This is a genomic window from Elizabethkingia miricola (genome assembly GCF_001675285.1).
In the GTDB taxonomy this organism is placed as follows: Bacteria; Bacteroidota; Bacteroidia; order Flavobacteriales; family Weeksellaceae; genus Elizabethkingia; species Elizabethkingia miricola.
The window spans coordinates 106,304-132,943 of sequence record NZ_LSGQ01000003.1 but is presented as its reverse complement, the minus strand read 5'-3'; the positions used below and the strand labels follow the sequence as shown (position 1 = coordinate 132,943).

The 26,640-nt window shown below is 36.7% G+C and carries 25 protein-coding genes; 12 read left to right on the top strand and 13 right to left on the bottom strand.

What is annotated here, in order from left to right; translation table 11 throughout:
• Positions 1–48 precede the first annotated feature (48 nt).
• A complete protein-coding gene (locus ATE49_RS03420; protein ID WP_065081095.1) occupies positions 49–1,506 on the top strand; it encodes an alanine/glycine:cation symporter family protein in 1,458 nt (485 codons plus the stop codon).
• A gap of 62 nt (positions 1,507–1,568) precedes the next feature.
• Here the strand turns inward: ATE49_RS03420 and ATE49_RS03415 are convergent, their stop codons facing one another.
• Genes ATE49_RS03415 through hutI form a run of 3 tightly spaced genes read right to left on the bottom strand, consistent with a single transcriptional unit; the run spans position 1,569 to position 5,032 of the window.
• Entirely contained in the window at positions 1,569–2,870 is a 1,302-nt protein-coding gene (locus tag ATE49_RS03415; RefSeq protein ID WP_065081094.1) for an aldehyde dehydrogenase family protein, read from the bottom strand.
• A 19-nt stretch (positions 2,871–2,889) separates the two neighbouring features.
• Positions 2,890–3,807, bottom strand: coding sequence for a formimidoylglutamase (hutG, locus tag ATE49_RS03410; RefSeq protein WP_065081093.1), 918 nt, complete (start codon positions 3,805–3,807; stop codon positions 2,890–2,892).
• A 1-nt stretch (position 3,808) separates the two neighbouring features.
• Positions 3,809–5,032 carry an imidazolonepropionase gene (gene hutI / locus ATE49_RS03405; protein ID WP_065081092.1) on the bottom strand — a complete coding sequence of 408 codons (1,224 nt, stop codon included), beginning with the start codon at positions 5,030–5,032 and terminating at the stop codon, positions 3,809–3,811.
• A gap of 77 nt (positions 5,033–5,109) precedes the next feature.
• Here hutI and ruvB point away from each other — a divergent pair, with 77 nt between their 5' ends.
• The 4 genes from ruvB to coaE all read left to right on the top strand — a co-directional run bounded on the left by ruvB (position 5,110) and on the right by coaE (position 8,388).
• A complete protein-coding gene (gene ruvB / locus ATE49_RS03400) occupies positions 5,110–6,132 on the top strand; it encodes a Holliday junction branch migration DNA helicase RuvB (protein WP_059343509.1) in 1,023 nt (340 codons plus the stop codon).
• Between the two features lie 90 nt (positions 6,133–6,222).
• Positions 6,223–6,852: an FMN-binding negative transcriptional regulator gene (locus ATE49_RS03395; RefSeq protein ID WP_065081091.1), complete on the top strand. Its 630-nt coding sequence runs from the start codon at positions 6,223–6,225 to the stop codon at positions 6,850–6,852.
• Between the two features lie 61 nt (positions 6,853–6,913).
• Positions 6,914–7,780, top strand: a complete 867-nt coding sequence (locus ATE49_RS03390; RefSeq protein ID WP_045182272.1) for an MBL fold metallo-hydrolase — start codon at positions 6,914–6,916, stop codon at positions 7,778–7,780.
• 5 nt (positions 7,781–7,785) lie between these two features.
• Positions 7,786–8,388, top strand: a complete 603-nt coding sequence (gene coaE, locus ATE49_RS03385) for a dephospho-CoA kinase (protein ID WP_065081090.1) — start codon at positions 7,786–7,788, stop codon at positions 8,386–8,388.
• A gap of 199 nt (positions 8,389–8,587) precedes the next feature.
• On the opposite strand, the gene ATE49_RS03380 is transcribed toward coaE, so the two are convergent.
• The 10 genes from ATE49_RS03380 to lpxB form a co-directional block, all read right to left on the bottom strand.
• Positions 8,588–9,262 carry a DUF6048 family protein gene (locus ATE49_RS03380; protein WP_065081089.1) on the bottom strand — a complete coding sequence of 225 codons (675 nt, stop codon included), beginning with the start codon at positions 9,260–9,262 and terminating at the stop codon, positions 8,588–8,590.
• Entirely contained in the window at positions 9,228–9,716 is a 489-nt protein-coding gene (locus tag ATE49_RS03375; RefSeq protein ID WP_065081088.1) for a DUF6452 family protein, read from the bottom strand. The genes ATE49_RS03380 and ATE49_RS03375 overlap by 35 nt, the downstream gene beginning before the upstream one ends.
• Positions 9,713–11,125, bottom strand: coding sequence for a 23S rRNA (uracil(1939)-C(5))-methyltransferase RlmD (gene rlmD, locus ATE49_RS03370; protein WP_065081087.1), 1,413 nt, complete (start codon positions 11,123–11,125; stop codon positions 9,713–9,715). Before rlmD ends, ATE49_RS03375 begins: the two co-directional genes overlap by 4 nt.
• Before the next feature lie 6 nt (positions 11,126–11,131).
• Positions 11,132–12,643 (bottom strand): TlpA family protein disulfide reductase, encoded by a 1,512-nt coding sequence (locus ATE49_RS03365; RefSeq protein WP_059156731.1) that lies wholly within the window; start codon positions 12,641–12,643, stop codon positions 11,132–11,134.
• A gap of 329 nt (positions 12,644–12,972) precedes the next feature.
• Positions 12,973–13,191 (bottom strand): hypothetical protein, encoded by a 219-nt coding sequence (locus ATE49_RS03355; RefSeq protein ID WP_034867898.1) that lies wholly within the window; start codon positions 13,189–13,191, stop codon positions 12,973–12,975.
• Between the two features lie 173 nt (positions 13,192–13,364).
• Positions 13,365–14,138: a succinate dehydrogenase/fumarate reductase iron-sulfur subunit gene (locus ATE49_RS03350; protein ID WP_034867900.1), complete on the bottom strand. Its 774-nt coding sequence runs from the start codon at positions 14,136–14,138 to the stop codon at positions 13,365–13,367.
• A gap of 23 nt (positions 14,139–14,161) precedes the next feature.
• Complete coding sequence (locus ATE49_RS03345) at positions 14,162–16,171, bottom strand: fumarate reductase/succinate dehydrogenase flavoprotein subunit (RefSeq protein ID WP_045182284.1); 2,010 nt, start codon at positions 16,169–16,171, stop codon at positions 14,162–14,164.
• 15 nt (positions 16,172–16,186) lie between these two features.
• Positions 16,187–16,849 carry a succinate dehydrogenase cytochrome b subunit gene (locus ATE49_RS03340; protein ID WP_034867904.1) on the bottom strand — a complete coding sequence of 221 codons (663 nt, stop codon included), beginning with the start codon at positions 16,847–16,849 and terminating at the stop codon, positions 16,187–16,189.
• Positions 16,850–16,958: 109 nt separating this feature from the next.
• Complete coding sequence (locus tag ATE49_RS03335) at positions 16,959–18,734, bottom strand: ComEC/Rec2 family competence protein (RefSeq protein ID WP_065081085.1); 1,776 nt, start codon at positions 18,732–18,734, stop codon at positions 16,959–16,961.
• Positions 18,735–18,829: 95 nt separating this feature from the next.
• Positions 18,830–19,930 (bottom strand): lipid-A-disaccharide synthase, encoded by a 1,101-nt coding sequence (gene lpxB / locus ATE49_RS03330; RefSeq protein ID WP_065081084.1) that lies wholly within the window; start codon positions 19,928–19,930, stop codon positions 18,830–18,832.
• A gap of 140 nt (positions 19,931–20,070) precedes the next feature.
• Between lpxB and ATE49_RS03325 the strand changes: the two genes are divergently transcribed.
• The 7 genes from ATE49_RS03325 to ATE49_RS03295 all read left to right on the top strand — a co-directional run bounded on the left by ATE49_RS03325 (position 20,071) and on the right by ATE49_RS03295 (position 26,592).
• Entirely contained in the window at positions 20,071–20,583 is a 513-nt protein-coding gene (locus tag ATE49_RS03325) for a DUF2480 family protein (protein ID WP_065081083.1), read from the top strand.
• Positions 20,584–20,615: 32 nt separating this feature from the next.
• Positions 20,616–21,236, top strand: coding sequence for a DUF937 domain-containing protein (locus ATE49_RS03320; RefSeq protein WP_223200091.1), 621 nt, complete (start codon positions 20,616–20,618; stop codon positions 21,234–21,236).
• A gap of 143 nt (positions 21,237–21,379) precedes the next feature.
• Entirely contained in the window at positions 21,380–21,955 is a 576-nt protein-coding gene (locus ATE49_RS03315; RefSeq protein ID WP_065081082.1) for a DUF2975 domain-containing protein, read from the top strand.
• A gap of 3 nt (positions 21,956–21,958) precedes the next feature.
• Positions 21,959–22,165 carry a helix-turn-helix domain-containing protein gene (locus ATE49_RS03310; protein WP_024564758.1) on the top strand — a complete coding sequence of 69 codons (207 nt, stop codon included), beginning with the start codon at positions 21,959–21,961 and terminating at the stop codon, positions 22,163–22,165.
• Positions 22,166–22,182: 17 nt separating this feature from the next.
• On the top strand, positions 22,183–23,709 hold the full coding sequence (locus ATE49_RS03305; RefSeq protein ID WP_065081081.1) for a S41 family peptidase: 1,527 nt from the start codon (positions 22,183–22,185) through the stop codon (positions 23,707–23,709).
• Between the two features lie 129 nt (positions 23,710–23,838).
• Positions 23,839–25,593 (top strand): aspartate--tRNA ligase, encoded by a 1,755-nt coding sequence (gene aspS, locus ATE49_RS03300; RefSeq protein WP_065081080.1) that lies wholly within the window; start codon positions 23,839–23,841, stop codon positions 25,591–25,593.
• Between the two features lie 63 nt (positions 25,594–25,656).
• Positions 25,657–26,592 (top strand): dihydroorotate oxidase, encoded by a 936-nt coding sequence (locus ATE49_RS03295; RefSeq protein ID WP_059156721.1) that lies wholly within the window; start codon positions 25,657–25,659, stop codon positions 26,590–26,592.
• Positions 26,593–26,640: the final 48 nt, after the last annotated feature.

Here is a 26,640-nt window from a genome sequence, read left to right as displayed (position 1 = left end):
CGTTTTTAGTCCATCACCAAATAATTGTATATTAGGACAAATTAATACATGGACAAAATTATTCATTCTTTTAGCGACCTTGTATGGTCCGATGCTCTCATCTATCTCTGCTTAATTACCGGTCTTTATTTTTCTATCCGAACAGGATTTCTTCAGGTTACCTATCTGAAAGATATGGTGAAACTTCTCTTCAGTAAAAACGAATCTGATAAAGGAATTTCATCATTCCAGGCATTTTCATTAGCCATTTCAGGACGTGTAGGTACCGGAAATATTGTCGGAGTTGCCACAGCTATAGCTATGGGAGGACCGGGTGCTGTATTCTGGATGTGGCTGATTGCATTCCTCGGCTCTGCATCCGCCTTCGTAGAAGCTACACTGGGGCAGTTGTACAAACAGGAATCTAATGGTGAATATCGTGGCGGAGCCGCTTATTATATAGAAAAAGGTCTTGGAGTAAAATGGTATGCAGTATTATTCGCTGTTCTTACCATTATCAGTACTGGTCTATTGCTTCCGGGTGTACAGAGTAACAGTATTGCTTCAGCTGTAAACAATTCTTTTTCTATAGGAACAGAACATTATAATTTCCCCCTGGTTGGAGAACTGCCGGTAAACTATATCGGAATTGTGATTATTGTCCTTTTGGCACTGATTATATTTGGGGGTATAAAAAGACTTGGAAAAACAGCCGAATTTGTAGTTCCGTTTATGGCAGGAATTTATATTCTAATGGCGGTCATTATTATTGTTCTCAACATTAAAGAAGTTCCTTCTGTTTTAAAACTGATTTTCAGTTCTGCATTCAATATGAACGCAACCTTTAGCGGGATCTTCGGGATGGCTATAGCCTGGGGAGTAAAAAGAGGAATTTATTCCAACGAGGCTGGTCAGGGAACTGCACCACATGCTGCGGCAGCTGCGGAAGTAAAACATCCTGCTCAGCAAGGTCTTGTTCAGGCATTTTCAGTTTATATAGATACACTATTTGTATGTTCTGCAACGGCATTTATTATCCTGTTTACAGGGCAGTATAACGTATTAGGACCGAACGATACATATTTGGTGCAAAATATTCCGGGAATTGACTATACAGGCTTTACACAGGCTGCAGTCTCCCATGTTTTCCCTGGTATTGGTAAGCAGTTTGTTGCTTTTGCTTTATTCTTCTTTGCCTTTACCACTATTATGGCCTATTACTATTATGCGGAGACCAATATTTCTTATCTGGTTAAGTCCGGCAATAAAAAAACATACATCTGGATTTTAAGAGTTGTCTTCTTGTTTGCGGCATACTTCGGAACTGTTAAGGAAGCAAAAATTGCATGGGCACTGGGAGATCTTGGCGTAGGGTTAATGGCATGGGTAAATATTATTGCCATTCTCTTACTGGGAAATGTTACCCTAAAAGTATGGAAAGACTATAAGCTTAAAAAGAAAGCAGGAAACATGTATTTTAATTCCAAAGAAGCAGGAATTAAAAATGCTGACTTTTGGGAGAAATAACTTCCGGGACAGATTACTGATTATATAAAAAAACCGACAGCTGACTGTCGGTTTTTATTTTATTAAAGTGTTCCTATAATACTTTTAGGAATTGTAAATTCTTTTAGTGCAAATAAGGATAGCTCTGTGCCATATCCTGAACGTTTAGCACCTCCCAAAGGCATATCAGGCATAGATTTAGTCATTTCATTAACGCCTACAGCTCCGGATTCCAGATTTTCAGCAAAAAAGAAAGCTTTCTCTTTATTCTTTGTCCAGATTGAGTTCCCTAATCCAAATCTGGTATTATTTGCCAGTTGCAAACAGTCATCATCACTCTTTGCTATTAATACCATTCCTAGCGGGCCAAAAAGCTCTTCTTCCAGAATAGGATTACCTTCATTCACTCTCATTAATCCTGGTTTAAAAACAATATCCGAGATTCTTTCTAACGGAACTATTGGCTCTGCTCCATTATCCAGTGCTTTTTTATATTGAGCTTCCAAATCATCGGCTAAATCTTTACGAGCCATTGCAGAAAGTTTAGTTTCTTTATCGTTAGGATCTCCCGGAACATACTTTTTGAATTCTTTAATAAACTTAGGAAGGAATTCGTTCTCAGCATTCTGATGGATAATAAATCTTTTTGCTGCTACACAAGTCTGTCCACAATTCTGAAGTCTTGACTCTGCTCCTACTCTTGCTGCTTTATCAAAATCAGCATCTTCAAGAATAATAAAAGCATCGCTTCCGCCCAATTCTAAAACTGATTTCTTAATATTTGTACCTGCAATAGAAGCAACAGATGCTCCGGCAGGTTCGCTTCCGGTAAGACTTACTCCTTGTATTACAGGGTTCTCTATGATCCCCTTAATTTCTTTATGTCCGGCTTCCAGATTCAGGAATACTCCTTTAGGAAATCCTGCTTCTGTTAATATCTTCTCTATCGTATTCCCACTTTCAAAACAGATCGAAGCATGTTTTACCACAACTGTATTTCCTGCCAGTAGTGCGGGAACAGCAAAACGAAGCACCTGCCAGAAAGGATAATTCCATGGCATTACACCTAGTATAACTCCCATTGGCGTATGATGAACTTCACACACATTGAATTTAGTTTTTACTTCTTCCGGCTTTAATATATTCTCTGCTTTCGCATAATAATTCATCATCAAAGCACATTTCTCGATCTCAGCAATAGACTGAGAAATAGGCTTATTCATCTCACGTGTGATGATCTTTCCGTATTCTTCGGATTTATCTAACAGCAGCTGTGCTGCTTTCGCCAACAATTCCTGCTTTTCCTCAAAAGTTACCTTTCTCCATTCTCCAAAAGCTTTATCAGCTTCCAGCAACTTATTCTCAATTTGTTCTGTTGTAAGCATTTTCTGTTTTATATATTTTCTATATCATTAACCATTCATTTACTAAAGATGCTGCCAGTCGTGCTGTTCTGTCCTGAATATCATAGACAGGGTTTACTTCAGCAACATCTAAAGCTTTTAATTTATTATTCCGCAAAATATGTCTGTATAACAGCATAAATGCCTGATCCGTAAAAATTCCGTTATAGGCCGAAGCACTTACTCCAGGTGCGATAGATGCATTGAAAACATCCATACATATCGTAACATACAGTACATCTATTCCGTCCAGGAATTCATCTATCCTTGGATATAACTGAGGAAGATTTTCGAAGAAGAGCTCGTCTGCAAGAATATACTTCATCCCATACTGGTGTGCAGTATCGAATAATTTCAAGGTATTACTATTCCTTTGAATTCCAATATGCATAGAGTGGATTTCTCCTTCATTGGCAATCTGCCAGAACCCTGTTCCGGATGAAGCTAAATTATTTTCCGGTTCTCTGTTATCAAAATGAGCATCAAAATTAATAATCCCAATCTTCTTAGTCGGAAAAGCTTTTTTTATGCCTGAATAATGTGCATAAGTAACTTCGTGTCCGCCGCCTAATACAATGCTTTTACCATTATTTAGCAATCCACTGGCTACAACATCTGCCAAACTTTGTTGTGTTTTTTCCAGATTTTCATCCGGACAGTATATATCCCCGAAGTCAAAAAGTCTGAAACTTGGTGATACCACCGGAAAATTACTCATATTCTTTCGGATAACATTGGGTGCCGCTGCTGCTCCTACCCTGCCTTTATTTCTTTTCACGCCTTCATCTACTGCAAAGCCATGTAAAAAATAGCTGTTATCTATTATCTCTTTATAATCTGTTTTATCTTCAACTGCCTGAAAAAGCCTTCTGCTTAATAAGTCTTCACCATCAAAACGGCCGGACCAGATTCTTTCCATATTAGTATTTTTCTCCTTTTATGTAAACAGCACATGGCTCTAATGCACCTTGTCTGTATAATACATTCTGATAGTTATCTGTTTTATAGCAAACCATGTCCGCTCTTTTTCCTTCCGATAATACGCCACGGTCTTCAAAGCCTAAAGCATAAGCCGATCTGAATGTTATCCCCGCTAAAACTTCTGCTGTGGATAACTTTTGGAATGTTGCCAGAATCGAAGCCTGTGTAACCAGCTTACCCATTGGTGCTGAGCCAGGATTCCAGTCTGTAGCGATAGCTAATATTCCGCCGGCATCTAGTATTTTACGGGCTGGAGCAAAAGAATCTCCTAAGCCTATACTTGCCCCCGGAAGTGCCACTGCAACAGTATTTGATTTTGCTAAATAATCTATATCTTCATCAGAGGTTGCTTCTAAATGATCCGCAGACTTAGCACCACATTCTACTGCTACACGCGAGCTTCCCGGCGTAAATTGGTCCGCATGAACTGTGATTTCAAAGCCCATTGCTTTTGCCCTTTCTAAAAACGCCTTACTCTCTTCCGGCTGAAAAGCAGATTTTTCAATAAATATATCTACTCTTTCTGCAAGATGTTCTTCCTGAACCACAGGTAAGACGTATTCTAATACATAATTAAGGTATTCTTCTGAATCTCCGTTGAAATCTTTAGGCTTCATATGTGCTGCAAGGCACGTAGGTATCAATTTCGCTGGTGTTTTCTCTTTAGCATGGTTAATTGCTCTCAGCATTTTAAGCTCGCAATCCAGCTTTAACCCATAACCACTTTTAATTTCTATTGTTGTAATACCCTGACGAACAAGGTCATCTATTCTAGTGCAAAGTGTTTTATGCAGCTCTTCTTCCGTTGCTTCACGGGTATGCTTTACTGAACTCCAGATCCCCCCTCCGGATTCTGCAATCTCCAGATATGTTTTTCCGGCATTACGCATAGAGAAATCATTAGCGCGATTTCCTGCAAAGCAGATATGTGTATGACAGTCTGTAAATGCGGGCATAGCAATTTGCTCTCCTTCCGTTTCTTCCAAAGTAACGTTTGGAAATTCTTTTCTTAAAGTTTCAAAATTGTCAACTTTAACGATTTTACATGACTCAATTAATATCCCGGCGTTCTCTATAATTTCCAGCTGTTCATCTTTTAAACTACCTCGTAGAGGTAAGTCGGCAAGTGTTACTACTTGCTTAAAAGGTCCGATTATTTTCATCTCACTAATTTACGATAAAAATAGAAATTTGATTGCGCTTTATTTTTTTATAAATTTGACTCTACACAAATTTAGTTATGCCTAACTTCCTTCACCCCGATAAAGAGAATTTTTCCGATGATGAGCTTTTTCAGGAGGATCATATTCGTCCGCAAAGTTTCAGAGATTTTGCAGGGCAACGCCAGACATTGGAAAATCTGGAAATCTTTGTTGCGGCAGCCAAATCCAGAAACAGTTCTCTGGATCATGTCTTACTACATGGCCCGCCGGGATTAGGAAAAACTACCTTAGCTCACATTATTGCCAATGAGCTTGGCGTTAACTGCAAACTGACTTCCGGTCCGGTATTGGATAAACCCGCAAATCTTGCAGGATTATTAACGAATCTGGAAGAGAATGATGTATTGTTTATTGATGAAATCCATAGACTATCTCCCGTAGTCGAAGAATATCTGTATTCCGCAATGGAAGATTTTAAGATAGACATTATGCTGGAAACCGGCCCCAATGCACGTTCGGTACAGATAGGACTAAACCCTTTTACATTGGTAGGCGCCACTACGCGTTCCGGTATGCTAACAAAACCATTACTTGCCAGATTTGGTATCCAATCCAGACTGGAATATTATAACATCGAATTGCTTTCTACAATTATACAAAGAAGCGCAAGGGTTATGGGCATCAAAATCTATGAAGATGCTTCTATAGAAATTGCCAGAAGAAGTCGTGGTACACCCAGAATTGCTAATGCTTTGCTGAGAAGGGTACGTGATTTTGCAGAAATAAAAGGTAACGGAGATATTGAAATTGAAATTACCAAATTTGCTCTAAATGCATTAAAAGTTGATGAATATGGTCTTGATGAAATGGATAACAAGATATTGAGAACCATGATCGAGAACTTTAAAGCACGCCCGGTTGGTATCAGTGCTTTAGCGACTTCTATTGGAGAAAATCCGGAAACATTGGAAGAAGTCTATGAACCGTTTCTTATTCAGGAAGGCTTTATTATCCGAACTCCGAGAGGGCGTGAAGTAACAGAAAAAGCCTATAAGCATCTGAATATGGCCAAGCCTAAGAGACCGGACGAACTTTTTTAATTTATCAGTTTATTAACTTATCTTTATAGTACAGCATTGTCTCCTAAGGACTTTGCCAAAATCTATTGTTTCAGATAAAAACTTATACACATGCATATTCCTAAACTCTATAAAAGTGAGGATTTTGGATTGTTAAAGGAGATTATTAGTAATCATTCCTTTGGTCTTCTAATTTCTTCCAAAGAAAAACTGTTTGCCACCCATTCTATGTTTTTGATGAATGGTACCAATGAAGATTTTATGCTGGAAACCCATATTTCTAAAGCTAATTTTCAGGCTAAAGCCCTGAAAGACGGAGATCAGGTGCTGTGTGATTTTCTTGGCGCGCATACCTATATTTCGTCCTCCTGGTACGATCATATAAATGTTTCAACATGGAATTATGAAGCAGTACAGGTTCGCGGTACAATAAAAATAATGACCGATGAAGAGCTCTACAAACATCTGGAGAAGCTGACGACTAAATATGAGAAATACCAGAAGTGCCCAATGTATGTTCAGAATATGGGAGATGATTTTGTAAGGAAAGAAATGAAAGGAGCCTTTGGGATGAATATTATTCCGGACGAAATTTTCATTAAAAGCAAACTCTCTCAGAACCGCAATAAAAAGAACCTTAATATGATTATCGAAAACCTACAGGACTCTGGTGATAACAATGCTCTGATTATTGCAGATAAAATGCTAAAAGTAGCGGCTGACAAAGATCAGGAAGTATAAAAAGATCAATAAGTACCGGTCATCTCCGGAAAAATTACTATCTTAACCCAAAAGATTCTTTATGAAACTATATCCTATAGAAACCGGAAATTTCAAATTGGACGGCGGTGCTATGTTTGGTGTTGTTCCGAAATCTATCTGGCAAAAAACAAACCCTGCGGACAGCAAAAATCTTATCGATCTCGGTATGCGTTGTCTGCTGATTGAAGACGGAAAAAACCTTATTCTTATTGATAATGGTCTTGGCAATAAGCAGGACGATAAATTCTTTGGGCATTACGACCTTTGGGGAGATGCTACTTTAGACAAATCTTTGGCTAAATATGGCTTTGTTAAAGACGATATTACCGATGTTTTTCTTACCCATTTGCACTTCGATCACTGTGGAGGATCTATAGAATGGAATAATGACAGAAGCGGCTACCGTACTGCATTTAAAAATGCCAGATACTGGAGTAATGAAAGTCATTGGGAATGGGCTACAGAACCCAACCCAAGAGAGAAGGCAAGCTTCCTGAAGGAAAACATTCTTCCTATCCAAGAAAGCGGCCAGCTTAATTTTGTGCCATTACCTACAACGGGTAATTATGGATTTGCGCCTGACCTTAAAATGGATATTATTTTTGTGGACGGTCATACTGAGAAACAAATGTTACCGGTGATCAAATATCAGGAAAAAACAATTGTTTTCGCAGCAGACCTTATTCCTACTGTAGGCCATATTCCATTAGTATATGTAATGGGTTATGATACGCGTCCCCTTTTAACAGTATCTGAAAAAGAAAAATTCCTGAAGCAGGCTGTGGATAATGAATATATTCTATTCTTCGAACACGATGCCCACAATGAATTAGCAACACTAAAAATGACAGAAAAAGGGCCTCGCTTAGATGAAATTCATAAGTTCAATGATATATTCGGATATTAATAAATATGCATAAAATCATTGGCCTTACAGGCGGTATTGGTTCCGGAAAAACAACTGTGGCTCGTTTCATAGAAGAAATGGGATATCCTGTTTATAATTCGGATACAAGGGCAAAAGATCTGGTGAATGAAAGTGATGATCTAAAAGCAGCTATTATCCGGCTATTAGGATCACAAGCTTATGACGAAAATGGGCTCTATGACCGAAAATATGTTGGGTCCGTTGTTTTCAGTAATGATGAATTGCTAAAACAACTGAATGCAATTATTCATCCTGCCGTTAATAAAGATTTTCATGACTGGATTAAGAGGCAATCCCGTGAAATTATCTTTAAAGAAACAGCACTACTTTTTGAACTGAAATTAAACCTGCAGTGTGACAAAAGTTTGCTGGTAACAGCTGATGAAAGTATAAGAATAAAAAGGGTGATGGACAGGGATTCAAAAACCTATCGTGAAGTAGAAAAAGTAATAGATAATCAAATGCCGGAAAGAAAGAAAATACGGCTTGCAGATTACGTCATTGAAAATAATTCGGATATGCAGCACCTTCGTTTGAGTACCGAAAAAATTATGACATCTCTTATTAGCGATTTGCATAAAATTTAGAACTAAACCCTTTCTACAAGGGTTTTCTAATTTTCATACATATAAAAAACTTTGGTAAAATAATATTGAATATTAAAAAATTCATATTATTTTTTTTATTATTTTTGGAAGCATTTTGTTTTAGCTCACAATTGATGAGTAGATTAAAATGTTTAAGTAATAAGTGATTGGAAGCCTCCTGAAAAGGAGGCTTTTTATGTTAAAACAGGTAAGCTATACTCCACATAAAGCCAAGCTTGAACTTATTGGCATCGGTTCCAAATCCCGGAATTACCATTGGAGTTATATTCTCTTGTTTTGTTGTATAAATCATATATTTTGGCTGTACTTGCGCATCTATATAGAAGTTAGAATGGAAAAGTTCCACCCTTCCCCCAATAGCTCCTTCCAGCCAGTAAGCAGATTGAGATGATGTCGGAAATGATGCATAAGAATCATGCCCCTGAAATCCTCTGGTTGGGATTGATCTCATTTCCTGCTGATAAAAAGATGCTGCAACCTTTCCGCCGGCATAAAATCCGTTTTGTTTATTTTCAGGGTCCGGACTTAGCATGTATAATGTTCCGGCTTTAACGAATAATCCTTTTGCTGATACATCATATCCGTTTTTGTCGTACTTATTCTTTTCATAACCTACATCAGCTACCAGGTGAAGCCTTGGTTGTATACGTGATGTAGCAAAAGCCTGGAATAATTTCTGGTCGGTAAAAGCCATTAGTCCTAGGTGAAGCACATCTACTCCAATCATTACATTCGGCTTATATTTCCATTTCTTAGCAGCAAGGGTATCACTGCTTATCTTTTTCTTCTCCTGCGCAAAGCTTAAGGAAATAAAAAGACTAAAAATTAAAGTATAGAACAGTCTTAACTTCATTATGAATTTGATTAGAGTTAATATCAACACTTTTCACCGGATTTAGACCTTCAACTGGGGATACTGTAAGATTATCATACAATTTTCTTATTCCGCAGCCTGGTGAAACATATTCTGAAGACTCAGTATACTTTACTTTGATTTTAGAGATATCAGTTTTTGATTTTGGATTGGTCTGAACCAGAATATCTGTAAAGCCATCTCCGGTAACTTTTAGAGGTATCATTACTGAATCCACCGCTTTAACGTTTGGTGCTACCATCAGCGTATCTGTCCCCCATAAGATACGGACCGTAAGGCTGTCCATCCTGGTAAGCTTACCATCTGCAGCTCTTTTAAACTTTACTTTCATCTTAGGAGAACCTCCCTCAGTACATATATCATCTTCCTGATTACAGGCTACAATAGCCAGTAACAAGGGAACAAAGCAAAATATAAACTTTATATACTTCATGATTTTTTAATAAGCAGTGCTATATTCTCTACGTGATGGGTCTGCGGGAACATATCTACCGGCAAAACCTTCACTAAGTTATAATGTTCTTTTAACATAGCCAAATCTCTGGCCTGCGTTGCAGAATTACAGCTTACATATACAATTTTCTCTGGCGACAGATTAAGTATCTGTTCCACAACTTTAGCATGCATCCCGTCTCTTGGAGGGTCAGTAATTAAAACATCTGCTTTAGGGTGAGATTCTAAAAACTCCTGATTGAAGATATCTTTCATATCTCCACAGTAGAATGTACAATTGGTAAGACCATTCAGTTCCGCATGTTCTTTAGCTGCATCTATCGCCTCCTGTACCGCTTCTATACCGATTACTTGCTTTGCATTACGGGCAACATATTGTGCAATAGTACCTGTACCTGTATAAAGATCGTATACAACTTCATCTCCTTTCAGATCAGCAAACTCAAGGGTCTTACGGTACAATTCCAAAGCCTGCTTATAGTTAGTCTGGAAAAATGATTTTGGCCCTATTTTAAATCTAAGCCCGTCCATTTCTTCATACAAAAATCCTTCTCCGTAGTAGGTCTGAATATCCAGATCATAGATACTATCATTCCCTTTTGGATTAATAGCATAAAGCAATGTATGGATTTGTGGAAACTTCTGTAATAAGTAATCAAGAAGCTTTACACGTTCTGTTTCGTTCTCTTCAAAAAGCTGGAATAAAACCATCCATTCTCCTTTAGAGTTCTGACGCATCATTAACGTACGAAGAAAACCTTCCTGATTTCTTACATCAAAGAATTCAAGGTTATTTTCCTCGGCATATTCTTTTACAGCTAGACGAATATTGTTGGATGGATCTTCTTGCAGGAAGCACTCCTTCAGGTCCAGAATCTTACTCCACTGTCCCGGAATATGAAATCCTAACGCATTTCTGTCAGCTATTTCTTCGGTAGAATTTACTTCTTCCAATGTAAGCCAACGTGCGTTAGAGAAAGAAAATTCCATTTTATTTCTGTAAAAATACTGTTCTGCAGATCCCAGAATAGGCAATGCCTCAAAACCGTCAATACCTCCAATTCTGCGGATGTTATTCAGTACTTCACCCTCTTTAAACTCTAATTGCTTTTCGTAACTAAGATTCTGCCATTTACATCCTCCACATACGCTGAAATGCATACATCTCGCATCTACTCTGTCTGGAGATTCCTCCAGAATTTCTATTGCTTCAGCTTCAATATAGTTCTTTTTCGACTTTTTCATACGGGCGTTTACCAGATCTCCAGGTACAGCCCCACTCACCAAAATGGTTTTACCATCCTCTGTTTTACCAACAGAAACTCCTTTCGCACCGGCTGAAAGGAGTTTGATATTTTCAAGAATTACATTCTTCTTTTTTTTCTGCATCTTATATTATTTAGCTTTCGCTTCTGTCTTTACTTTTGCCGAATCCACAGGTGCGGGTGCAGGCTGCATTTGCATTTGTGGTGGAGCAATAGCTGGTCCGGTAATTCCGGATACCTTATCTAAAGCAGTTTTAAAGTCAGGCTCCATCATACTCATGAAACTCTTGCTTGCTATTTTACCATCTTTATCTAAGATTACAAAGCTTGGCAATTTAAATCCGTATAATGCATATTTTTGTGCCATTTCAGATTTAAGACCTCCTTTTGCATATAGTTTCTGTCCTTCAGTTCCGCTTAACATTGCTACAGCTGTTTTCTTAAATTGAGCTGCATTATCATCCACATCAATGAATACAAAGTTTACTTTACTCTTATAAGCATTAGTAACTTCCTTAAGCATTGGTACTACAGATTCCGCAATATATGGATTCCAAGAAGCGTAGAACATGATCAATGTAGGCTTTCCGTTGAATGAAGAAGAAGGTACTTTTTTACCACTCACATCAATAAAGTCTACTGACGGTGCAGCTGTACCAACTTTAAGACCGTAAACAGCTTTTTCTACTTTCTCCAATCCTGCTTTAACTTCAGAATCTTTAATGTTATCATTTAATAACTTCATTAATTTTTCTGAGTTAGCTTGTTGTGGGTGCATATCCATTCCGGCAACAAAAGAAATCAGGTAGTCTTTAACCAATTGAGAATAATCTTTTTTATCCTTGATATAGTTAATGAACATTTCAGTTGTAGTACCATCTGGCTTTTGGTTTTTCATAGCATAAGCCTGGAAATCCTGACCAAGAGTACTTAGCATATAACCTCTGTATGAAGGATACATTTTGATTTTAGCATCTTCATCTCCTTTCAGTTCTTTCTGATAATCTTTTAGCTTCTGAGATGCTTTATAATCAGGTTTTCCTGTAACCTGTCCGTGAAGCTCTATATATTTTCCAGAGAAAGAAAGAAGGTTAACATCTAGTTCATCTTTTTTCCATTTTACTAAATCACTGTCAGCTCCTGTAGATTTCGCCAGGTTATCCATTTCTTTATTCAAGTCTGATCTGAATTTTTTCAATTGATCGATGAATTTAGTTTCATCCTGAGTGATGATATCTTGCTGAATTTTAGAAAAATAATTATCTAAATAAGTTTGTGTCTTTTGTAAAAACACATTGTTTTTTGAATCTCCTTCAACAGTAAATACTTTTGGAAAACCAGCCGCGCTGTTACCAGAAAGTCTTACATTCTCTCCACCTTTTAAATAAACGGTACCATAGTTACCTCCATAAGAAAGTGTATATACACCATTTTTAGGAATCTGGATCGTATCAGAGAAATTACCTTGTGCATCTACACCAAAGTTAGCGATAGGCAGTGTTGCAACACCTGACATATCAACAATTTCTATCCTTTCCAATGGTGAACCTCCAATAACTTTACCAGAGATAACAACAGTCTTTTTGTTTGAACAAGACACTATAAATAAAGTGCATAATACTATTAATAATAGTTTTTTCATCTCAAAATTTTAATAGAAGCAAAAATAACCTTTTTTCCATATATATCCCTGATTTTGTCATCTTTTAATATTATTTAACGCTTACTTCTATTTTCACAATGTGCTTTAAGGCTAAAATTAAGTTTTTCTATACAGCATTATTGTCTAAAACAATCAGCTCCGGATTTAAAATAACATTATTATGCGTTGTTATCAAAGAAAAAACCGCTGAATTCAGCGGTTATATTTATACGAGGATGATAGATGTTCATGTCCTCCAACAGCTAAAGGCTGTTTTAATTTAGTAACTCCAGTCTTGGAACTGAATTAAAAATGGGTAAAAAACGAAATTAAGGCTTACGAGGTATAACGCCGTCTATGACTTTGTCTATACCACCAATAATACCGTCACGAACCTTTTTCAGTTCCTGTTCGATTTTACTCAACTCTTTGTCAAGACCTCCAATGATATTACCTAGAAGTCCACCTCCAACGATACTGTTCAGTTCTTTAGAGGATAATTTTTTTCCGCCAAAATTCAATTTGGTCTCTAAATTTTTATTTTCCATATGTTTAGATTTGGTAATACTAATTTATAAATAAATATTTATTATTGAATATTAAATAATTAAAATATACAAAACTTAACATTTCAATAATTAAAACATTAACATACAGATTAGGTTTATAAATAAAAAAGCCGCTTATTAGCGGCTTTTTTATTTATAAAGAGATTGTAATCTTAGTGATTAGCTGTTGTAAAGTTAGCACTTAGATATTCTCTGTTCATTCTTGCAATATTCTCCAAAGAGATACCTTTTGGACATTCAACCTCACAAGCTCCTGTATTAGAACAGTTACCGAATCCTTCTTCGTCCATTTGTTTTACCATGTGAAGTACTCTACGTTTTGCTTCAACTCTACCTTGTGGCAATAATGCAAACTGAGAAACTTTAGCTCCTACAAATAACATTGCAGAACCATTTTTACAAGTTGCTACACAAGCTCCACATCCGATACATGCTGCAGCATCCATTGCCTTATCAGCATCTTCTTTTGGTACTGGAATATTGTTAGCATCAGTTGTTCTACCTGAAGTATTTACAGAAATAAAACCTCCGGCAGCCATTACTCTGTCAAATGCAGAACGGTCTACTACCAAGTCTTTGATCACTGGAAAAGCAGCACTTCTCCATGGTTCGATATGAATAGTTTCACCATCTTTGAAGTGACGCATGTGCAACTGACAAGTAGTAATACCTGTATCAGGACCATGCGCTCTACCATTAATGTATAGAGAACACATACCACAAATACCTTCACGACAGTCGTGATCGAAAGCGATAGGGTCTTTTCCTTCGTTGATTAAATTTTCATTCAGAATATCTAACATTTCAAGGAATGAACTGTCTGTAGATACATCTGAAATCTTATAGGTTTCGAATTGACCTTTTGTTTTATTATTTTTTTGTCTCCAAATTTTCAGTGTAAGATTGAGACCTTTTTTTTCACTCATAACTTTTATTTTAAGGTTGGAGATTATTTGTAACTTCTTGTTTTAACTTCGATATTGTCGTAAACAAGATCTTCTTTATGCATTACCTCATGGTTAATATCTGCTCCTTTGTATTCCCAAGCAGCAACATATTTGTAGTTAACGTCATCACGCTGAGCCTCTCCATCTGGTGTAGAATACTCTTCACGGAAGTGACCTCCACAAGATTCATTTCTGTTTAATGCATCAATTGCCATTAGCTGGCCTAGTTCCAGGAAGTCTGCAACTCTGAAAGCCTTTTCTAATTCCGGATTCAGGTTATCTGCATCTCCCGGAACTCTTACGTTCTGCCAGAAATCTTTTCTTACTTCTTCAATTTCTTTAATCGCTTCCTGAAGCCCCTGAGCTGTACGTCCCATACCAACTTTATTCCACATAATGTTTCCTAATTGCTTATGGAAATGATCTACAGAATGAGTTCCTTTATTGGTAAGGAAGAATTCAACTTTATTTTTAATTTCTGTTTCAGCTTGATCAAATTCAGGTGTATTCGTTGGTATAGCACCGGTTCTGATATCTGCAGAAAGATAATTAGCAATTGTATATGGCAACACAAAATAACCATCTGCAAGACCTTGCATAAGTGCAGAAGCCCCAAGTCTGTTTGCACCGTGATCGGAGAAGTTAGCCTCACCTACAACGAAACATCCCGGAATAGTAGACATCAGGTTATAATCTACCCATACACCACCCATTGTATAGTGTACAGCAGGATATATCTTCATTGGAGTTTCATATGGATTATCCGCAGTAATTTTTTCATACATCTGGAAAAGGTTACCATACTTCTCTTCAACCCAAGCTTTACCTAAAGAATAAATTTGTGCAGAAGAAGGATTGTGGATATTCTGCTCAGTAGCAGATTCCTTACCTTTCTTCATAATCTCTGTAGAGAAATCTAAGTATACACCTTCTTTAGTATCATTATTTTCGATACCGAAACCAGCGTCACATCTTTCTTTAGCAGCACGTGAAGCAACGTCACGCGGCACTAAGTTACCGAACGCAGGATATCTTCTCTCCAAATAGTAATCTCTGTCTTCTTCAGCAATATCTTTTGCTTTTTTCTTTCCTTCACGGATCGCAATAGAATCTTCAATCTTTTTAGGAACCCAGATTCTTCCTGAGTTTCTTAGAGATTCAGACATCAACGTCAGTTTAGACTGCTGTGTACCGTGTACCGGAATACAAGTAGGGTGAATCTGAACGTAGCAAGGATTTGCGAAGTAAGCACCTTTTTTGTGAATTTTCCATGCAGCAGAAACGTTAGATCCCATTGCATTTGTAGAAAGGAAATAAACGTTACCATAACCACCAGAAGCAACAACTACAGCGTGAGCAGAATGTCTTTCGATTTCTCCAGTCACCAAGTTTCTTGCGATAATACCTCTTGCTTTTCCATCTACAATAACAAGTTCCATCATCTCGTGACGGTTGTACATTTTAATACGACCTTTACCAATCTGACGGCTCATTGCTGCGTAAGCACCTAAAAGAAGCTGCTGACCTGTTTGCCCTTTTGCATAGAAAGTTCTTTTTACCTGAACCCCACCAAAAGAACGGTTATCCAACATACCTCCATATTCTCTACCAAATGGCACCCCTTGAGATACACACTGGTCTATGATGTTACCAGAAACCTCAGCCAAACGATATACGTTAGCTTCTCTTGCACGGTAGTCACCACCTTTAATAGTATCATAAAACAAACGATAGACAGAGTCACCATCGTTCTGATAATTTTTTGCTGCGTTAATACCTCCCTGAGCTGCAATAGAGTGAGCTCTTCTTGGAGAATCCTGATAACAAAAAGCTTTTACGTTATAGCCTTGTTCTGCCAAAGTTGCTGCTGCAGAACCGCCCGCAAGACCTGTTCCTACAACAATAATATCAATTTTGTCCCTGTTGTTTGGCGCAACAAGTTCCATGTGATCTTTATGATTTTTCCATTTGTCAGCCAATGGCCCCGCTGGAATTTTAGAATCTAAACCCATAATAATATTTATTGGTTATTGAGTTACATAATGAAAGATAGCAATAAAAATAAATCCTAAAGGAATGATTACAGCGTAAACATTTCCGATAGTTTTAATTGCTGGTAAATACTTTGGATGATTAGCCCCAACCGATTGGAAAGAAGACTGAAATCCATGAGATAAGTGAAGACCTAGTAATACAAATGAAACTACATAAAGCGCTACTCTCCACAGATCTGCAAATTTGTGATGAAGCTCTTCCCAGTAACGCGTAGGCTCTGGTGACAAATGCTTTACATATTTGAAATCCATTTCATGAATCCAAAAATCATAAAGGTGTAATGCCAAGAAAGCTAAAATTACTGCTCCTGAAATAATCATATTTCTGGATACCCATGTAGCATTAGCTCCATTGTTGCTGTAACCGTATTTTACCGGACGTGCTTTATTATTCTTCGCCTCAAGAATAAAGCCCATTACAAAGTGAAACACTACTGCAAACCCTAAAATAGGTTGCATTAAAAACTGTACAAGCGGGTTATATCCCATAAAATGAGACGCCTCATTAAAGGCATCCTGACTAAAAACCGAAATAAGGTTTACAGAAAGGTGCATAATAAGGAATATCAGCAAAAACATCGCTGATAAAGCCATAAGGAATTTTCTCCCGATTGATGAAGATGTCAATCCTGCCATAGTCTAATTATATTATTTTTCTAATTTCACAAAATTAACAATTCTTGTGCGTGTAGTAAATGAGATTCATCATTAAACCTTAGTTTATATTGAATCTAAATAATTAACATTATTTAACAGATTTTATCTCATTTCTATATTTCAACTGATCAAATTCCTTAGTGTTAAAATAAATAATTTCATAATTCTTAATTCTTCGGGAAACGACATAAGGCTTAACTAAGTAATTTTCAATCTTATTTTTATCCAGATTATCAGCAAAAAAGAAGACAGCTTTGGCGTTTTTTCTGACAGAAAAAATCTTCTGATTAAAATACTGATGACTCAAAAATTCTTCTTTATGAAAAGCATGAATATTTAATCCGAGTCTCAGCAAAAAGAAAAGACAGACCACAAAACAAAACTGAAGCACCCTCCTATCCCTTCTTTCTTTTATCAGAAACCTCAACAAATACAGAAGCACAAAAAGCAATATAACTTCCAATAAAGACATTGGTATATCATCAAAAAACAAAAAATCTGCCTGAGCAAAAAAATGGATGAGTTTTAATAAATGAATAATCAACTGGTCATAAAGGAAATTAATCACAAAGACATCTCCAAAAAAACTCAACACGAAAACCATCAACAGGGAAAAGACAATAATAATTTCGGATAGCGGAACTACAACCAGATTTGCAATAACAGAAACTAAGGAAAACTGATGGAAATAATACAGAATAAGCGGTAAGGTTATTAACTGTGCAGAAAGTATAATACTAACTACCTGAAGAAAAAAATCATGAACACTATTTCGGGCTTTCGGTAAACAATTTAAGATAGGTCGATTTAACCAATAAATTCCAAACACCGCCAGAAAACTTAATTGAAAACCTATATCAAACAATTGCTGAGTATCAGCTATCAAAATTATCAGTCCAGACAATGCCATGGAATGTAATAAGTCCGGTTTTCGTTGTAAAAGTACCATAACATAATAAAATGTGAGCATAAGACAGGATCTTACAACCGAGCTTCCATAATCTATGAATACCGCAAAAATCCATATTAATACTAAACTTATTATGACAGTGATATTTTTGAATTTTAACGGAATGCTTCTTTTCAGAACAATCATTAATAACCAAAAAATAATCACCATATGCGTTCCGGAGATTGCTAAAAAGTGAACAAGACCCGTTTTAGTGAAGTCTGCTGATACACCAGTATCCATATCAGTTCTGTCTGCAAGGATAATACCTTTCAGAAAATCTCTGGACTCCTTGGAAAGTGCTGAATTATCAATATGCTGTAAAACATCAAGACGAATCTGTCTCACTTTATATGCCAACGAGGCATTTTTCTTTATGGCTATAGGCTCTTCTTTTGAATAGATTTGATAAGCCACATTATTTCGCAACATGTATTTCTGATAACTGAACTGGTAATCGTTCTGTGGAGGTTTAATTTTATTGATATAATAAATTCCTGAATAAGTATGTGTGAAATCTAATGGATTTCTATTCTTTTTAAGGCTATAAACAGCATAAAAAGGCTTCACCAACTTTCCTTCTCCGCCGATTGCAGATACATATACAATATAGCGTCTGTTTTCTTCCGTACTATTAAGCTTTTTTACAATCTGAAAATTAATAGCCTTCTTCCCTTTAAAGTCAGAAAGGCTTTTATCCGGTGCATTAAATAAATGTGAAAGCTGCCCCAGAAAAATAAAGAACAGCATAAACGCTATAGCTTTTCCCTTTTTAAAACAAAAAGAAATTAAGAAGCACACTACAACAACAAGCATAACGAACCCAGCCGCATTTTTGTCTGCAGAAAATTCATCTCCGGTTAAAATTCCAATTGAGAAAGAAATGAAAAGACAGAAAACTGGCTGCTTTTTCATTAACAATCATTTTAATTAAACTTAGTTTCAATACATTTGAATCTTAAATTTAATTAAAAATTTAAATAAAAAGTAAAATATATGGGAAAATAAAACTATTTAACAATAATATTTGCGGCTTCATCTGAAGCTCCGGCACCGCCAAGCCTCTCGCGAAGGATATAATATTCATCCAAGATCCGTTCTCTGTCCGATCCGGAAAGAATTAAAGAAAGCTCTTTTTTTAGATTTTCTGTGGTCAGCTCTTTTTGAATCAACTCTTTCACCACTTCTTTATCCATAATAAGGTTAACCAGACAAATATATTTTATGTGCTTCACAAGTCGCTTAGCTATTTCATAAGAAATCTGACTTCCACGATAGCATACTACCTCCGGCACATTTAGCAATGCTGTTTCCAATGTTGCAGTTCCCGAAGTTACCAGAGCTGCTTTGGAAGATCTAAGAAGATCATAAGTTTTATTAGAAACGAAATGAACCTGATCGTCTACATACTGCTCATAAAATTCTTTTTCCAACGAAGGTGCTCCTGCAATTACAAACTGATAGTCCGGAAAGAAAGGCCGAACAGAAAGCATAATTTCCAACATCTTCTCCACCTCCTGCTTTCGGCTACCGGGCAATAAAGCAATTATCTCTTTGTCTGTAAGGTTATTTTCAGTCCTGAATTTTTGTGTATCCAGATCTGGCAGATTATGTATAGCATCTAGTAGTGGATGTCCAACAAAATGAGCATCTACCTGGTGTTTTTTATAAAAATCTTTTTCGAAAGGCAGAATCACCAGCATGTCGTCTACATACTTTTTAATAATCTCTACGCGTCCTTCCTTCCATGCCCATAATTGTGGCGAGATATAATAAACAACTCTTATTCCCAGTGATTTTGCAAACTTTGCAATACGTAAATTAAATCCCGGATAATCTATCAGTACCAAAACATCGGGTTTGTAATCCTGAATATCTTTTTTACACAGCTTGATATTCCCCAGAATTGTTCCAAGATTCTGAATAACCTCAGCAAATCCCATAAATGCCAGATCACGGTAATGCTTCACTAATGTTCCGCCTTGTGCTTCCATTAAATTTCCGCCCCAGAACCTAAATTCTGCGTCAGCATCTTTCATTTTAATGGACTTCATAAGATTTGAACCGTGTAAATCTCCGGAAGCCTCTCCGGCAATAAGGTAATATTTCAAAGGTAATCAGCTATTAGATGTTATTCATTCAGATATCCGTTCTGTAAGCATTCTTCATACTTCATTGACAGTATCTAAATCTGGTATTATTTTCTTCTAAATTAATTTGACTTAATTTTGTGTAAAGATAAAAATAAAAAATGTCAGAAGAATTTGAAATTCGCAATAAAGTAGCTGAGAACACTAGTCTGGTTAATTTTGACCTGGCAAGCCTGCAACCCAAAGGAAAAAGAGTCGGAATCGACATAAAAGATTTCCTTTTTCAGGAGCTTATTTTGAGGGAAAAGGATTTTCGCCAAATGATTTCAGATCTGGATACAGAACCATATAAAGACTGTTATGTATACATCTACTGTTCTGTAGATGCTATTGTTCCGCTATGGGCCTATTTCCTTCTTGGAGACAAGCTAATGTCTTCTGCTAAAAAGGTAGTCTATGGCTCTCAAAAAGAATTGGAATTAATACTTTTCCATGATGCGATTCAGCAACATGATTTTTCCGAAATGCAGGACAAAAGGGTTCTGGTAAAAGGATGTTCTGATTTCAGCATTCCGGAAAACGCCTATGTAGAATTGGTAGAAAAGCTTCGCCCTCTTGTAAAGTCATTGATGTTTGGGGAGGCTTGCAGCAATGTTCCGATTTTCAAAAAATAAATGCTGAACTCATATTATTTTTTTTAAATTCGTTGAGTAAACAACAAAATAAAAACACTATGAGTTTATTAGACCTTATTACAGGTAACACCGGCAACCAGGTTGCTGAACAAGCTGAAAATAAAATGGGAATCAGCAAAAGTCAGATTATTGCACTATTGGCAGTAGCCGCTCCTTTAGTAATATCTTATCTTAGAAACAAATCTAAAAATGCAGCTGACGCTGAGGCTCTAAATAATGCACTGGACAAAGATCATGATGGAAGCATTTTAAATGATCCTAGTCAGGCCCTAAACAGACAAGACGAAGGTGGATCTATCCTGAATCACGTTTTTGGAAGCGATAAACAAAATGTTGAGAACCAACTTTCTCAAAGTACAGGTATCTCTATGGATAAAATAGGCCCGGCATTAGCAATGCTTGCACCAATTATTATGGGATATATCGGACAGCAAAAACAAGCTAACAATACAGGAGCTGGTGGTCTTGGTGATTTATTAGGAGGCATTATGGGAAATGCGACTAACGAAGCACAAGCTTCTTCCGGAAACTCAATCACTGATCTTTTAGGAAGTGTTTTAGGTGGAGGTAACCAACAACAAGGACAAAGCGGTGGCCTTGGAGGCCTTTTAGGAGGTTTATTCGGTAAGTAATTATTCCTAAACACATATACAAAACCGGGACTTTGTTCCGGTTTTTTTATTTACACCAATTCATGCTTTTATTTTTAAATAAAAAATATTTATTGTAATACGATAAATATTTATACATTTGCGATATCATCAAAATATTAAATATGAAAATTATTGGCAAAAATTCATTGGCCAGATATATCAACTGGGGCATCACATTTATCTTTTTTTTATTTTTCGTACACCTTATTTATTTCCTTTTAGGTTATACCATCTGTTATTATAACAACACTAGTGACAGCAAGCTTATGGCAAACACTTTTTCTACCGGAATAAAGTTATACACCGGGGTACAAGAAAATACTTTCAGTATAAAATATCCTTTCATCGATTTAAACTTCTTTAGCGGTGTTTTTTCTTCCCGTTTATTTTTTGAAGGCTTAATTGGTTTTGCTGGTTTTGCATTTTATTTTTACTGTCTGAAAAAAATATTTGGAGCATTAAGCAGCGGGAATATTTTCAGCCTGAATCTTTTAAAATGGACAAAATTATTTCTTGGCTTTAACATTATTCTTGGGGGCATTTATACTTTTTTCTTTGGAGAAGTCAAGCTTAATGAAGTTACAAGAATAATTTCTCATCTAATACCTTTCCTATTTGTATTTTTCATCACCTTATTTGCTTATGCATTTTTCAAAAAGGGATATGATTTACAATCTGAAAATGAACTAACCATTTAGACCATGCCTATCATAATTAATGTAGATGTAATGCTTGCAAAGCGTAAAATGCAGTCTCAGGAACTTGCAGAAAAAATAGGCATTACACAGGCCAATCTTTCTATCCTGAAAACAGGAAAAGCCAAGGCTATAAAACTTTCCACACTAGAAGCTTTATGCAAAGCTTTAGATTGTCAGCCTGGAGACCTTTTGGAATATACAGAAGACTAAAATCAACAAATATCATTATGAAAAAACTATTAGCTCTGGCGGCCTGCCTATTCCTGAGCTGGAATACTTATGCCCAAAATCAAATTAACCCTCCATTAAATCTTAGTTTTGAAGAAGCTGAAAATAATCTCCCAAAGGGATGGTATATTTCCGGAAGCCCTTCATATAAAGCCAGTATAGACAGCAAAAATGTTCAAAACGGCAAGAATGCTTTACTTATTGAAGGTAACGGAGGATATAAAATCATAACTTTAGGATTACCACATAACTATACCGGAAAAAAAATTACTTTCTCCGGATATATTAAAACCGAAAATATTTCAGATGGACAAGCTGCTCTCTGGATGCGTATAGATCCGAAAATAGCTTTTGACAATATGCAGGACAGGGGTATAAAAGGAACAACTGACTGGCAAAAAGCAGAAATTACACTTTCTTTAAATCCCGATGCAACAGACCAGATCCTCATTGGCGCAATGCTATCAGGGAGTGGTAAAATGTGGATTGATAACTTTAAAGTAACAATTGACGGAACAGATATTAAGGATGCAAAATTTATTATTAAAACTGTTGATCAGAAAGAAGCATTAGATACACTTAATCGTATCATAGAAGCTACTAAAAACAATAGTATATACAAGGACAAAGTTAATTGGAGCGAGCTTACACCAGAAATTCAGAAAGCATTAAACCCAAATGCCAATAATATATTTAATGCTGTAAAGCCTGCCGTAGCGCTAATGCTGGACAAATTAAATGACAACCATTCTTTTCTAAAATCTAAAAATGTATCGGTTGGCCGCCTAAATCCGGTAAACCTGTACAGCAGAGTCAATCAGGAGACAATGGAAGCACTCAATACATCTAAAGGCACTATTAATATTCAAAAATTAGAAAAAAAGATTGGCTATATCTCTATTCCGGGAATGAGTACTTCTCAGAAAGATGGAGAACAAGAAGAACAGGTTAAGAAACTAGGCCAAGCCTTACGAGATTCTCTTTGCAAACTGAATCTAAAAGATTTAAAAGGAATTATTATAGATCTGCGGTTAAATACGGGTGGCAATATGTATCCAATGATTTCGGGGATCGCACCTTTATTAGGAAACGGGAAAGCTGGTTCTTTTGTAGACAATGGCAAAATACTCAACTCATGGTCTGTTAAAGACAGTAGCTTATTGATAAATGACAATCCATACATTACACTACAAAACAATTGTACTCCTGCCAAAAACATTAAAATAGCGTTACTAATCGGTCCTGCAACTGCCAGCTCCGGAGAAGCAACTACAATATCCTTCATTGGTAAAAAGAATGTAAAGCTAATCGGAGAAAAAACAACAGGACTGGTTTCTGCAAATAACAGCATCAAAATCTCAGAAGATCTTTATTATTTATTATCCAGTTCTTATGAAGCGGACAGAAACAATAAAGAATATAAAGAAAGTATTCCTCCCGATGTGGAAGTAGTGGGTGGTGATAATTTCAAAGACCTTTTAAAAGACAAGAAAGTCCTTAGTGCTATTCAATGGATTAAGCAATAATAAATAAAGCCTTTTGGATATAAAATTCTAAAAGGCTTTTTTCTTTAAATTCCGTATCTTTGCACCTGAAAAATTCTGTCAGGCTAATACCTGAGTGAAACCACAAAATCAAATTTTAAATACAATAAAATGTTCCGAACGCACACCAACGGAGAATTATCTCTGAAGAATCTAAACGAAGAAGTAACACTTTCAGGATGGGTACAAACTATCCGTGATAAAGGCTTTATGATTTGGATAGATTTACGAGATCGTTACGGAATAACACAGCTGGTTTTTGATCAGGATCGCTCTTCCGCAGCATTACTGGAAGAAGCAAAAAAATTGGGCCGTGAATTTGTAATTCAAGTGAGTGGAAAAGTAATTGAAAGAGCTAGTAAAAATCCTAAGATACCGACCGGAGAAATTGAAATTCTGGTTGAGAAATTAACTATTCTGAACAATTCCGAACTACCTCCTTTCACTATTGAAGATGAAACCGATGGTGGTGAAGAACTTAGAATGAAGTACCGTTACCTGGATATCAGAAGAAATCCGGTAAAAGAAAAATTAATTTTCCGTCACAAAATGGCTCAGAAAGTAAGAAATTATCTTTCTGACCAAGGATTTATAGAAGTAGAAACACCGGTTCTTATCAAGTCCACACCTGAAGGTGCAAGAGACTTTGTTGTACCAAGCAGAATGAATCCGGGTCAGTTTTATGCACTGCCACAATCTCCGCAGACTTTCAAACAACTATTGATGGTTGGCGGAATGGATAAATACTTCCAGATTGTAAAATGTTTCCGTGATGAAGACCTAAGAGCCGACAGACAGCCGGAGTTCACTCAGATAGACTGTGAAATGGCTTTCGTAGAGCAGGAAGACGTTATGAATATTTTCGAAGGTCTTACCCAGAATTTATTAAAGGATATAGCAGGTCAGGAATTTGGGAAATTCCCGAGAATGACTTTTGCAGACGCTATGAAAAAATATGGTAATGACAAACCGGATATCCGTTTCGGAATGGAATTCCATGAACTAAATGACCTTGTAAAAGGTAAAGATTTCAAAATCTTTGACGAAGCAGAACTGGTTGTTGGTATCAATGTAGAAGGTTGTGCAGAGTACACGAGAAAACAAATAGACGAATTAACCGATTGGGTAAAACGTCCACAGATAGGCGCTACAGGTATGGTATGGATAAAATACCAGGCTGATGGCGTTGTAACTTCTTCTGTTAACAAGTTCTATAACGAAGAAGATTTAAAGAAAATTGCAGAAGAATTTGGCGCTAAGCCAGGTGACTTAATGCTTGTACTTTCCGGAAACGAAAACAAAGTAAGAGCTCAGTTATCTGCATTGAGAATGGAATTGGGTAACCGCCTTGGATTAAGAAAAGGAAATGAATTCGCTCCACTTTGGGTTATTGATTTCCCGCTTTTAGAATGGGATGAAGATACACAGAGATATCATGCAATGCACCACCCTTTCACCTCTCCTAAGCCGGAAGATATACACTTACTGGAAAATGAAGCAGGAAAAGCAAGAGCTAATGCTTACGACTTAGTTATCAATGGTAACGAAATCGGCGGTGGATCTATCAGAATCTTTGATAAAGATCTTCAGGCTCAGATGTTCAGCCTTCTTGGGTTTACACCTGAAGAAGCAGAAGCACAGTTTGGCTTCTTGATGAATGCCTTCAAATACGGAGCACCTCCACACGGGGGTTTAGCTTTCGGATTTGACAGACTTGTAGCTGTATTAGACGGAAATGAAGTCATCAGAGATTATATCGCCTTCCCTAAAAACAACAGTGGTCGAGATGTAATGATCGACGCTCCGGCATCCATTGCCAATGAGCAGCTCGATGAGTTAGCACTTACAATTAACATTAACGAATAAAAATAGAAGCGGGATACTCTCCCGCTTTTTGTTAAATTTGAAATACGAATAAAAAAGTAAAAAATGAATCTTACCTCCCGAATTGCCAATTACGAATTTGAAAATCCATTCATGAACGCTTCCGGCGTAATGTGTTATGACGAAATGGAACTGGATCAGTTACTGAGATCTTCTGCAGGTGCTTTTGTAACTAAAAGTGCGACACCAGATTTCAGAGAAGGGAATCCAAGCCCAAGATATGTAGATGTGCCTTTAGGAAGCATAAACTCCATGGGATTACCTAATAAAGGTTTTGATTTCTATCTGGATTTTTCTCTTAACTTTCAGAATGAAAATCCGGGAAAAATCAATTTCATCTCAATTGCAGGAATGTCTATGGAAGATAATCTGGAGATGTTACAGAAAATAAATGATTCCGATTTTAAAGGAATTACTGAATTAAATCTTTCTTGTCCTAATGTACCCGGGAAACCACAGGTAGGTTATGATTTCGAAAGAACAGAGGAGGTTCTAACCAAAGCTTTTGAATTTTTCCAGAAACCAATCGGTGTAAAACTTCCACCATATTTTGATATTGCACATTTCGATCAAATGGCAGAAATCCTAAATAAATTCCCACTTCAGTATGTTAACTGTATCAACTCTATCGGAAACGGACTTTATATAGATGTAGATCACGAAGAAGTTGTTATTAAGCCAAAAGACGGATTCGGAGGAATTGGAGGTGCTTATGTAAAACCAACTGCACTGGCGAACGTAAGAGCTTTCTATACAAGACTAAACAGTGATATCGCTGTAATCGGATGTGGAGGAGTAGAAAATGGAAAAGATGCTTTTGAACATTTACTTTGTGGTGCACAGATGGTACAAGTTGGTACCCAGCTGATGAAAGAAGGTACTGGCGCCTTCGACAGAATACTGGAAGAGCTAAAAGCGATTATGCAGGAGAAAGGCTATACCAGCATAGAAGACTTCAGAGGTAAGCTGAAAAGCTTATAAATAATAAACAAAAACGCCGCAGACTTTGTCTGCGGCGTTTTTTATATC